Below are 10,733 nucleotides of genomic sequence, written 5' to 3'. Positions count from 1 at the left end.
ACGAATGACATTGCGGTGAGCCTGTACAACCTGCATGCCGACCACATCGCCACCCCGCGGGTGATCACGCGGCAGGACCAGACCATCGTCTGGCGCTGGGACACGGCAGAAGCCTTTGGCGGCACGGCGCCGAATCAGAACCCCAGTGGCCTGGGCGCCTTTGTCTACAACCCGCGCTTCCCCGGGCAGGTGTTTGACGCGGAGACCGGCCTGTTCCAGAACTGGAACCGGGAGTACAGTGCGCGGCAGGGCAGGTATATTCAGTCGGACCCCATAGGACTCGCCGGGGGCATCAATACCTTTGCCTATGTGGCGGGGGATCCATTGAGCTTGGTGGATCCGATGGGGCTTGCTGGGAAAATCCGCAAGAGCTACGGTAAAGATAAACCTTTGCCCCCGCCCGACCAACTTCCGAAAGATGCAAAGAAGGAACTCGAGGCCAATCAGCAAAAATATGAGAATGATTCGTGGAAGTGTCTCTTCATGGCTTGTGAAGCAACTAAAGAGATAAAAAAAGCGTGGATATGTGTTGAGTCAACTTGCACGACATGCGAGGGCAATGTTTTTCGCACTGGTCGTAATGCGCCGTACGCAAGTGCGTTTGACCCAGCTACGACCACTTGCGAGTGCACTAAATATGGCTTCGACAAAGATTACAAAGGTGGGCCTCAACCAGGCCTAACTGCCCCGGGTAGATAAGTTGTTGCGAAAGTTAGGTATGAAAAAAAACATTGTGGTTGGTCTCATAGCCGTGGTTGCTTGTATCGGCGCATTCTTTGGAGGTCTTCAAATAGGAGCTTCGCACACGGAGCAGCAACTCCAGTTGCGAGGCAATTATTTGGCTGTTATGAATGCTATTGCTACTTACTCAATGCAGGCGAATATTGCTCATGCAATAGCGGAGAAAAAGGACACCACCGCTCTGTGCCTGATTCATGTTCAAGCGAGCGCTCGAGTGGACGAAGTACGTGCCTGCTTAAATGCCCCCAGCTGCAGGCAGGTAATTGAGCCAGAGGTTCTGAAAATGGCTCCGGAACTTCTGGGTCAAGGCGAATTGAAAATTAAATACTACAAAGAGGGAGAGCTTTGCAAGCCCTAAGGCCAAGCTATTGCTACAAATTCAATAGCTGCCTGCGCCCGTTCTGAAAGGGCGAATGGCCAGCTTCTCTCTTGACTCAAAACAAAAATCCACCTGCAACCCCTGTCAGCCGCTAAAGCTGGGGGTGAGGTGACTTTCTTCTTTAGCCGCTGCTGCCTGGCTCTTCAACGCGCCTGCTGCAGCACCGAATCAAGCACCTCCAGCACCTGCTGGGTTGGATTACCGCCTTATTCGCTGGGAAGTGCTCACATGACTTGTCGACGGACGGGTGCCTGCCCGTGGACAACACCTGGGTGGAGAACCGGAGTTGGCCGATCGCCATCGGTAGGAATAACTGATTGCTTGCGAGCTCGCGGATTTCCGTAAGCTATGACGCCTTGAGGGTAAATTTCCACTCAGAGTAGGAGCTCTTTCCCTCGAAAGATTTGTATTCTTTGCTGAACCCTTTTTTCTTAAAGGGTGGTTGATCGGAACGGCTGCTAATTCCGATGATCCCGCTGCCTTCACGAACAAGTTGCCAGTCAGTTTGTCCGGTCATGGGATCCGGATAAAGCCGGCGCAAGTGATGCATTGGTTTCGGAAACCGGTGATCATTCACAAGATCTTCCAGAGATTGCGGCAAAGAACGTGACGAGCCTGGCGGAATTGTGTTGTAGTAGGAAGCGAGCGCACGGCGATACTGGTCACCGACGAACAACAGTTGCTCTTCCCTGTCGCGCTGGGCCTGGGTTTGATGCATTTGGACGAGGCTGCTCGCCCCCAACGTGGTGACCAGAACAAACACCAACACGGTTAGCAGCACCACGCCGCGCTGTTTTTGGGATGGAGGCACACGCATCGTCGCTTCACCAGTCAGTCATACGAGTGCCGTCTAGTCCAAGACGATCTGACTTGGATGAGATATCAAACACATCCTGTCCTTGAGAAAAATCACTGGCATCCGCACCATAGCTTCGAATGCTCCAGGTCTGAGATGCCGGCGTAGACTTGTCTGCAAAGAACGGGTCCCGCGGTATGCGCCGCAGAAACACCATTGGCGTGGCACTAAAACCCAGCGAAGCAGACTTTGCAACGCCTGTCACCAACACATCCAGGCTGGGTGGATAGCCAGAAGTGCCCGTCGGTTTGTCGATGACCCCCGCATCTGACGCCGCCTTGTAACTGTCCAGAGCTTGTCGAATCGTTCGCAAGGCCCCTCGAAGCTCGGCTTCTTTGGCGCGGGTTTCCATCAATGCGCTGAGTGGAAGCACCACAGCGGCCGCAATGCCAACCAGGGCGAGCGTGACCAACAACTCAACCAGGGTAAATCCACGGCTTCGCGACTTCATACGTGCGTCAGTTTGAGGGTTGCGGAATCAGGGTCATTTTGGAGCGTCAGCGGCATCCAGCAGGGGCGGGTTGTTGTCTGCAACGGCAGACGCTTCCGCAGGCATTGACAAGTCGCCAGACTGGGAACTCAGCATCGGAGGAGGTGCAACGTCATAAACGCCGGACTCCTGACCTGCAGGATTCGGCAGCGTCGTCCAAGTGTTCGAGCCGGTCACCGGGTCCAACGGGATGTGACGCAGGTATTGCTTGGCGACTAACTCCGAGAGTTCATTGGGAAGTCGTCCTTGGTCCGCCTTGAATTTATCAATAGCGTCACGCAAGGTAGCCAGATTCTGCTGGCGCACTTTTTCTCGCGCGGAATCGGCCGCCTGGAGATACCGCGGCAAGGCGATGCTGAGCAGCAAGGCCAGGAGCGTGAACACCACCAGCAGCTCGATCAGCGTAAAGCCGCGAGTTGACCGCAAGTGCTTTTGCCTGGTCACTGACGAGACCTCGTATTTCACGTCCTGCCCGCTATTGACATGATGTTGGTGTCGTCTCATCGGGTGGTTGGGGACGGGCGAACGTACATCGCCGGCGGCGAAGGCAAAGGATTATTGCCACTTCCCATCGGTGATCCGGGCGCGGCAGTCGGAGCGGGCATTGGATTGATCAGTGGCTGACCCGAAATGCCTGGCATGGCACCACCGGGAGGGGGCAAAGCAGAGCGAATGCCGCCGGAAGCGTTGTTTGTCGAACCTGATCCATCCGCGAACGAGCCGCCGAAAGTACCGGAGATCTTTAGTTGCGTGACAGGTTCGGCGAGGATGGGCCGCTCGCGCAAAACATTGGCCGTGCCGGAGAAGATGTTCCTGGTGTCCGGCGGGATGGTCGGGATACTGCGAACAATGTGCGGCGTGATGGCCAGGACAATTTCGCTGCGGTTGTCCGCCCCGTCGTTATTCCCGAAGATGCGTCCGACGAGGGGAAGGTGACCGAGGCCAGGGATCAAGGAAGCCGTGTTGCGGTCCTGGTCGGTAATAAGGCCTCCAAGAATCTGGGTCTCGCCATCCTTGAGCCGCAGGTTGGTGCTGGCATTTCGCGTGCCGATCTGGTAGGACCGGCCGCCTTGTGGATCGGTAAAGGCCTGGGCAATGTTGCTAACCTCCAGATTGATCTTGATGCCTACATCATTGTTGCCGTACACCTGTGGCTCAAATTCAAGTTTGAGGCCTACATCTTGATAAGTAACGGACCCTGTCACGACGGCCGAGCCTGTGCTGACGGGTGTTACGGTGTTCGTGACCGTGGGAACCCTGTCGCCAATCATGATCTTGGCTTTCTCCTTGTTTCTCGCGCGAATGCGCGGGCTCGCGAGAATCTTGGCGTCAGCATCCTCAAGCTTGAAATTCAACGTCGCTGACAGTGGTGAGACCAGAAGGTCGCCGCTCGTCATGTTTCGGAGTGCGCCCAGGGTTAAGGTGCCAGCAGCCCCGGGTGTCGTGACGCTGAAGCTGTTGGGCGGTTTGATGCCGATATTGCTGGCGCGAGTTCGGGAGACTTCAAGTACCTGCACTTCCAGCATGATCTCCGGGTCAGGCACATCGTGAACGGCAATGAGTCGTTCCGCAAGACGCAATCGTTCTGGGGTATCCCGGATGACCAAAATCCCGGTGCGCTCATCGGCCGCCACTTCCTTGAGTTTGAGCATTGTCTTGAGCATGCTGCTCAGGTATTTGATGTCTGCGTTGGTGACTCGGAATGAACGAATGGTGAGATCTTCATACTCGGCCTCTTTCGCCGCATTCGCGGGATAAATCATCATGGTGTTGCCGTTGACCACGCGTTTTTCGAGCTGGTTTTGCAACAAGATGAGATCGATGGCATCGGATACGGAAACATCCCGAACAAATATCGTCGCTTTATTGTTTTGCTTTACATCCTTATCAAACAGAATGTTCATTCCGGTGGACTTGGACAGGGACTCGAACACGACCCTAAGGGTTGCGTCATTGAACTGCAAGGTCACGGGCGCATCCAGGATGGATCGTGCAGCAAGGTCCTTGGCCTTTACCAGCTCAAGATTTGCCTTGGCATCCATGGCGGCTTCCTTGAGTTGGGAGGCGCGTTGGTTTTGAGGGTGATCTTCAAGTACCTGGGACGCACGGTCGAGCGCAAGCTCCATCTTTCCTTGTTTGAGGAACTCCTCGCCTTGTGTTAGCCGCTTGTCGTAACGGGCATCTTGAGGTAGCGCCGACAGTGTGAGTTTGGCTCTTGCATGACCGGGATCCAATTTCAACACTCGCTCGTAGGCGGTACGTGCTTCAGTCAGTTTCCCATTGGCACGCAGGTTATCAGCCTGGGCCAGCAAGTTCAGGATGCTTTGGTCGCGCTTGAGTAAGTGGTCGATCTTGTACTCGGGGTTCCTGGGGTCTTTTTGCGAGGCAACTTCCAAAGATTGAATTCCCTCGTCTGTCTGATCCATCGACAGTTCAACCATGCCCTTGGTGTGATGAAAGCTCGCGCAACCACTCAGAACGGCGCTGCATGCAATAGCAACACTTTTAAGGATCCAGCGCCCCTTGCCGTGAAAGGGCCTTGAATCAGAAGAGTAAGCCATGGCAACGTGTTCTTTCATGAGGGATAAATGCGTCAGATACGAATAAAAGTGCACTTCAACGTGCCAAGGGCAGGAACTGACGTTGCTTGAGCGGCAAGTAAGTAAATTCGATTTTTTCAGGGCTTATGTTGTCCACGTGATAACTCGGGCCGATGGAGTCCCCAGCCCGCACGGCCAACACGTTGTCCCCTTGACGCAGGAATGCAACGGGCTTTCCTTCCGCGATTTGGGCGCCATGAATAGCGCCCACTGCGATAAACGGAATAGGGGGAGCCGTAGGAGGAGGCGGTGCAAGGGGAACCGCGGCGACCTGGGGCGGCGGTGCGGGCGATGTGATCTTGGCCTGGCGTTTCTTGCCGGGTGTGAGTTCCCGTGGATCACCAGGCGTCGCAGGCTTCTTGTCAAGATCCAAACCCGCCATCAAATTCAAGGCCCCAAATGGGTTGAGGATGACGTGATCGTCCATGCGGACCATATCGGCCTGCTGTGGTGCGGTAACGGAGGCGTATTGAAGCTCTTTCAGGGGAGGACGGACCGGCGCGGCAGAGCCGCTCGCGGCACGTGCCCCAGGCGCGGCAATGCCCTTCTCATCATCTTTGGCCGTCATCATCCACATCTGAAACGCGGCCGCCAGGACGAAGCTGAGAAGGCCGGTCGCCCCCAAGCCAACAAGGTGCGGCCAGCGACGAACGATGGGTGGTCGATTTGGCGCTGTCATCGAAGTTTCGCGTAGTCCATTTGCGCCTCACTCGTGCTCTGCGATCGATTGGTACCTTGTGAAGCCGGTGAATTTTTCGGTGGTGACTGGTAGAGAAAAGAGAGTTTGAGCATGACGTGTTCCTGCAAAGCGGTATCGTCCTTGCGTTCAATGCGAATCTCTTGCAAGGAGACGTGCGGCATGGCATTTAGCAGCTCTGCTACAAAGCCTTTGAGTTTTGGATATTCTTCATTCACGCGCAGATTGAGCGTTCGAACAAGTATGGGCAAGGTAGTACTGGGCTCGACACGGTACTCAATGGCCCCAAGATTCACCCCCTTGTCTTTGGCGAGTTTGAACAGACGACCCAGGTCGGCAAGGTGCGTGTTCTGTTCTGGTACGGAAAAAATGGCTTCCACCGACTGAGACGGCTGCCTGGCAAATGGCGCGCTATTGGTTTGCTTTGAAATTACCTGTGACGAAGCTGCAAGCAACTCTTTGGTTTGGCCTTGGATGTGCCAGGAAGCGGCCAGCATCAGCAGCCCACAAATGCCCGCGCACAGCCCTGCAAGGACGGGCCAGTCCACTTGCGAGATCACGCGCGCCCAGTGCGAAGGCACTGGAGCCCGGAGTCGAAACCATGGGCGATTGTTGGAAAATTTCATGTGATGTTTGACGACGATGGCAGCTGGTGTTGACGGCGTTAGGCTCAGGGCAGTGTGCTGTGGGGGCGGGCAACGTTCGCCTTGGCAACCGTTTCAGATAGCAATGCCATAGCGCTGGGGTCCCACAAGACGGTCATTTGGAAGCGGAGAACGTCAGGCCCGGTCTTTTCGTCAGGCTGTTGCATCGTGACTTCAACGTTGCGTATGTAGCCATTTTTCTGCAGCGCGTCGACGTACTTCAGCATGACGTGCGGGTTGGCTGCCAATGCGGTAACGCTTACCTGGGCCACATTGGCCTGTGCATTGGACGGAACGAGGGCCAGAATGGACACACCACCCCGCACCGCCTGGGCGGCCGTTTCCAGTGCGCCGAAAAGTCCAGACCACGACATGCGCAACATGTTTTGAATCTTTTGCTGTGCCTTGGCACGCTCCAGTGCGGCAGGATCGTTTTGCCGTAGCAACGCGGTGCGTTGAAGATCTGCCTGGGACCGCACCGCGGCATTGGCTGCCGTGTGGACATCGGTAGCCTGTTTTAGGGCTTGAATGCTCTGTGCCAACGGCCAAATGCAGCCACCGGCAAACAGCAATCCAGCGGCCAACACCATCCAACTGGCGCGCGTGTGCCGCGGGGCGTGAGGCGCAATATTAAAGGGATCGCGAACAGAAATGCTTCTCATGGGCTAGGTTCAAGAAATTGAGGACCCAGAGGTAAGAGCAGGCCAATGGTGACGGCGCAACGTGTCCCCTGGCTGTGCGTTGTTGCTGGCCAGAAAACGTCGAATGGCGCCGTCCAGGACATCATCGGGACCGTCCGGGGCGATGGGCGGGGTTAGCCAACCACGCCAAAGCGCCTGGAGGTGAGCGCCTTCATAGCGCAGCAGTTGCACGACGCTTGAACGTGTTGCGAGGCTTGATGCCTCAGTCCAAACCAGTGTCGTCGCGCCAGTTATTGCCGCATTGGAGCGCGCCGTTTTTTTCTCATCGTTGTATGTCTTCAATGCTGTTAGCAGGGCGGGCTTGCAACTGACAAATTGCAGACTGTGTCGGTGCGAAAACGCGGCCAAACCATCGAACACTTGGCGATCAACGCAGGAAATCAGCAGTTTGTTCTTGTCTTCGAGTGCCTGCCATTTGATGATTTGGGTCGTTGGATCGATATCCCACATCTGCCGCACCCATGCCTTTGCGTAAGCATCCAATGCGCTGGCGGTGAGGGGTTTTGCGCCGGTATCTGCCAGAACAAGGAGTCCAAGCCGGGCATGGGCGAGCCCGACGTGGACCTCAAATCCACTTCCATCGACTGAAGCGCTATAGGTATTTCTCAACAGGGTCCAGACCTGCTCGAGCGCGCTGGGCAATGAATCCGATGTGATTTGCGCCAAATGTTCCACGCATGCGACGCGCTCGAGCGTGGTGCTGGGTGATGCTAGCTTGCGCAAGCGGAGAAATGCCCCCCGAAAGCCGCGAAGCCCAGGCGCTGCAGCCGGCTTTACCACCTCAAGGGTCACCTGCTCACCCGTGAGCGTCAATACAAGGGTTTGTTTCATATCACTGAATGGGCGTCACGCGATTGATTTCGTCGAGGGTGGTCAAGCCACGAGACGCCAACGAAATTGCCGACTCACGCAGGCTTTGGAACCCCTTTTCTCGCGCCAGACGTTTGAGCGTCGAGATGGGGGCATGTTGAACCAGAAGGTCCTTCATTTCGTCGTCGATCGGCAGCGTCTCCGCAATCGCTGCACGCCCCCTATAACCCGTCCACCGGCAATGCTCACAACCCTGGGCCTTCTTCAAGCTGACATCCTTGATGGCCTTTGCTTTGAGTGATTCGAAGATTTTTATCAGGTCTTCATGGTTTGAATCAACCGGCTGGGCGCAATGCTGACAGACGGTTCTCACCAAGCGCTGCGCCATGATGCCCGTGAGCGCCGCCACCAGGCTGTAACTGTCGACCCCCATGTTCGAAAATCGCCCAATCACATCAAAGACATTATTGGCGTGCACCGTGGTGAAGACCTGGTGACCCGTCAAGGCGGCTTGAACGGCGATTTGCGCGGTTTCGCTATCACGGATTTCCCCGACCATGATCTTGTCCGGATCGTGGCGCAAGATAGAGCGCAAGCCTTTGGCGAAAGTCAGCCCCTTCTTTTCGTTCACTGGAATCTGCAAGACGCCAGATAACTGGTACTCGATAGGGTCTTCAATCGTGACGATCTTGTCCAGCCCGGTGTTGATTTCCGAGATGGCGGCGTACAACGTGGTGGTCTTGCCGCTACCTGTCGGTCCCGTCACAAGCAAGAGGCCATAGGGAAGGTAGGACACCCGGCGAATAAAGGCCTTGACGTCGTCTTCAAAACTCAAGGTATCCAGTGTCAAGGATTCGAATTGGCCCGTCAGGTGCTTGCGGTCCAAGATGCGAAGCACGGCATCCTCGCCGGCAATGTTGGGCATGATCGATACGCGAAAGTCGATTTCACGCCGATCGAGCGTCACTCGAAATCGTCCGTCCTGCGGGATGCGCCGCTCCGAAATGTCTAAGTCCGACAGCACCTTGATTCGCGAGACGACTTGATGGGCTGTGTCCAGGCTTTCGATGCGCTTGATGGATTGAAGGACTCCGTCGAGGCGATACTTGATGTGCAGTGCGCGGTGCTGCACTTCGAAGTGAATGTCTGATGCGCCCAGCTTCAGGGCGTCATAGAGCGTCGAATCGACCAAGCGAACCGTGGGATTGGTGGTGGACTCGATGTTGGCCATCGACAGCAGCAAGGTACTGGATGATTCCAGTTCATCGACAGCAGAGTCCTCGATATGGACGGTATCCATCGCTCGCAGGTTCTGTTCGGCGCCTGACAGGCAGCGCACAAAGTCCTCTTCCCTGACGAGCACACGCACCAAGCGGGTGGGGGCGCGTTTTTCCAGCAGCGCCTCAAACCATTGTTGCGTGTCAAGGTCGCTTGGATCGTGAGTGATAAACAGCAGCGCGCCCTGCGCGTCGTCTTCCTTCAATGTGCCAACGATGCAGCCACGCTTTTGGCATTCTGCGAAGGCGGCCTGATCGAAGTCCGGCTGGACGTGTTCGAGTTCCTGTCGGGTCATGGGCTGCATTAGGAAATGCGCTGCCCAGATCTCGAGTGCCTCGTCTTCGGGGATGGCCAGATGATTCGCCAGCCATGACACGCGCTGGCCGGCCGTCACCGCACCCAAGGCCTGCGCCAGAATGGATGCATGAGGTCGCACGCCGCGTTGTTCGGTCGCGGGGTGGGTATCGATCAGAGTGAAGGTCATGGGCAATAGAGGGGAACTCACGGTGTCAACGCGCGCATGTCAACACAGATCATGAAATGCTTGAGGCCAAATCGAAGATTGGCAGATACATGAGAATCACGATGCCTCCGATGAGGATGCCAAAGATGATCATCAGCATGGGCTCGATCAATCGGCTGACGATGTCGATGTTTCTCTGCAGGGTTCGCTCATAAAAATCGGCAATCCGGTCGAGCATTTCGGACAATGCCCCGGTGCGCTCTGCAACGTTGAGCATGCTGGTCGCCACGACATCAGATAATCCAGAATTCGAAAGCGCACTGCTGATGGCGACACCCTCTCGCATCTGGTCGAGTGCTGTTCGTAAGCGCTGGCGGTCGGTGGGACTGAGCAGTTCCATGCTGTGCAGAAGTGCCTTGTGTATGGCGATGCCGCGGGAGGTCAGGATGGCGGTGGTTCTGTACATCTGAAGATGCTGGAACTCACGGACGACCTTGGAAACGCCGGGGATCTTCTCCAGCATTTTTTTGCGCATTTCGGGCTTTCTCCACTGCATCACCAGGGCTGCAGCGGTGCCACTCATGGCCATCAACATGAGCATGGGTACGAGCGGGTGCGTATCGACGAATTGCCCCCAAGTCATCAACAACTGTGACAGGAAGGGAAGTTCGCGACCATTGCTTTCGATGAGCGTCGCAAAGCGGGGCACGACGACCCCCAGCAGCAGGACGACGACCAGCGATCCGACCGCCAGCAAGAGCAAAGGGTAGACACAGGCCCCGATGACCCGGTCACGTACCGTGCGCAGGCTTTGCTGATGCTTGGCGTAGCGTGACAGGCCCGTTGCCAAATCTCCCGTTTGTTCGCTGGCCGCCACGGTGGCAACTAGCAGGTCAGGAAACACCTGGGCACGCTCCAGCGCGACAGAGAAGGAAAACCCCTCGGATACCGCTAGGTTGAGCTGGTTCAGGATTTGGCGGCGCGAGGGGGAGGTTTCCCTGCGCGTCAGGGCATTAATGGCTTCCTTCACTGTCACGCCGGCCTCCATGAGGGTGGCCAGGTCGTGGCCAGGTC

At 56.2% G+C, this 10,733-nt stretch carries 12 protein-coding genes; 2 read left to right on the top strand and 10 right to left on the bottom strand.

Annotated elements, in window-relative coordinates:
- Together AC1DUR_RS25530 and AC1DUR_RS25525 are read left to right on the top strand one after the other, a co-directional pair.
- The coding region (locus AC1DUR_RS25530; RefSeq protein ID WP_477722366.1) for an RHS repeat domain-containing protein at positions 1-699 on the top strand (699 nt) is incomplete at its 5' end.
- 19 nt (positions 700-718) lie between these two features.
- Complete coding sequence (locus tag AC1DUR_RS25525; protein ID WP_477722365.1) at positions 719-1,099, top strand: hypothetical protein; 381 nt, start codon at positions 719-721, stop codon at positions 1,097-1,099.
- Positions 1,100-1,466: 367 nt separating this feature from the next.
- On the opposite strand, the gene AC1DUR_RS25520 is transcribed toward AC1DUR_RS25525, so the two are convergent.
- From AC1DUR_RS25520 to AC1DUR_RS25475, 10 genes are all read right to left on the bottom strand, one after another.
- Positions 1,467-1,937: a type II secretion system protein gene (locus tag AC1DUR_RS25520; RefSeq protein WP_477722364.1), complete on the bottom strand. Its 471-nt coding sequence runs from the start codon at positions 1,935-1,937 to the stop codon at positions 1,467-1,469.
- Positions 1,938-1,944: 7 nt separating this feature from the next.
- Complete coding sequence (locus tag AC1DUR_RS25515; RefSeq protein WP_477722363.1) at positions 1,945-2,427, bottom strand: type II secretion system protein; 483 nt, start codon at positions 2,425-2,427, stop codon at positions 1,945-1,947.
- A 33-nt stretch (positions 2,428-2,460) separates the two neighbouring features.
- Positions 2,461-2,931: a type II secretion system protein gene (locus AC1DUR_RS25510; RefSeq protein WP_477722362.1), complete on the bottom strand. Its 471-nt coding sequence runs from the start codon at positions 2,929-2,931 to the stop codon at positions 2,461-2,463.
- Positions 2,932-2,966: 35 nt separating this feature from the next.
- Positions 2,967-5,045 carry a secretin N-terminal domain-containing protein gene (locus AC1DUR_RS25505; protein ID WP_477722361.1) on the bottom strand — a complete coding sequence of 693 codons (2,079 nt, stop codon included), beginning with the start codon at positions 5,043-5,045 and terminating at the stop codon, positions 2,967-2,969.
- Between the two features lie 37 nt (positions 5,046-5,082).
- On the bottom strand, positions 5,083-5,637 hold the full coding sequence (locus AC1DUR_RS25500; protein ID WP_477722360.1) for a hypothetical protein: 555 nt from the start codon (positions 5,635-5,637) through the stop codon (positions 5,083-5,085).
- Between the two features lie 104 nt (positions 5,638-5,741).
- Positions 5,742-6,389 (bottom strand): hypothetical protein, encoded by a 648-nt coding sequence (locus AC1DUR_RS25495; RefSeq protein WP_477722359.1) that lies wholly within the window; start codon positions 6,387-6,389, stop codon positions 5,742-5,744.
- A 44-nt stretch (positions 6,390-6,433) separates the two neighbouring features.
- On the bottom strand, positions 6,434-7,069 hold the full coding sequence (locus AC1DUR_RS25490; RefSeq protein WP_477722358.1) for a hypothetical protein: 636 nt from the start codon (positions 7,067-7,069) through the stop codon (positions 6,434-6,436).
- Positions 7,070-7,078: 9 nt separating this feature from the next.
- Positions 7,079-7,939 (bottom strand): hypothetical protein, encoded by an 861-nt coding sequence (locus tag AC1DUR_RS25485; protein ID WP_477722357.1) that lies wholly within the window; start codon positions 7,937-7,939, stop codon positions 7,079-7,081.
- A 1-nt stretch (position 7,940) separates the two neighbouring features.
- Positions 7,941-9,680, bottom strand: a complete 1,740-nt coding sequence (locus AC1DUR_RS25480; protein WP_477722356.1) for a GspE/PulE family protein — start codon at positions 9,678-9,680, stop codon at positions 7,941-7,943.
- 49 nt (positions 9,681-9,729) lie between these two features.
- Positions 9,730-10,733: type II secretion system F family protein (locus tag AC1DUR_RS25475; protein WP_477722355.1), on the bottom strand; the 1,004-nt coding region annotated here is incomplete at its 5' end.

Source organism: Polaromonas sp. P4_F4 (assembly GCF_056401355.1).
This window is presented reverse-complemented; position numbering and strand designations above follow the sequence as displayed.

Excerpts from the sequence above, each read along its gene's own strand:
- AC1DUR_RS25495 (WP_477722359.1), bottom strand. The coding sequence starts at position 6,389 with ATGAAATTTTCCAACAATCGCCCATGGTTTCGACTCCGGGCTCCAGTG.
- AC1DUR_RS25480 (WP_477722356.1), bottom strand. The coding sequence starts at position 9,680 with ATGACCTTCACTCTGATCGATACCCACCCCGCGACCGAACAACGCGGC.
- AC1DUR_RS25525 (WP_477722365.1), top strand. The coding sequence starts at position 719 with ATGAAAAAAAACATTGTGGTTGGTCTCATAGCCGTGGTTGCTTGTATC.
- AC1DUR_RS25520 (WP_477722364.1), bottom strand. The coding sequence starts at position 1,937 with ATGCGTGTGCCTCCATCCCAAAAACAGCGCGGCGTGGTGCTGCTAACC.
- AC1DUR_RS25485 (WP_477722357.1), bottom strand. The coding sequence starts at position 7,939 with ATGAAACAAACCCTTGTATTGACGCTCACGGGTGAGCAGGTGACCCTT.
- AC1DUR_RS25505 (WP_477722361.1), bottom strand. The coding sequence starts at position 5,045 with ATGAAAGAACACGTTGCCATGGCTTACTCTTCTGATTCAAGGCCCTTT.
- AC1DUR_RS25515 (WP_477722363.1), bottom strand. The coding sequence starts at position 2,427 with ATGAAGTCGCGAAGCCGTGGATTTACCCTGGTTGAGTTGTTGGTCACG.
- AC1DUR_RS25500 (WP_477722360.1), bottom strand. The coding sequence starts at position 5,637 with ATGATGACGGCCAAAGATGATGAGAAGGGCATTGCCGCGCCTGGGGCA.
- AC1DUR_RS25490 (WP_477722358.1), bottom strand. The coding sequence starts at position 7,069 with ATGAGAAGCATTTCTGTTCGCGATCCCTTTAATATTGCGCCTCACGCC.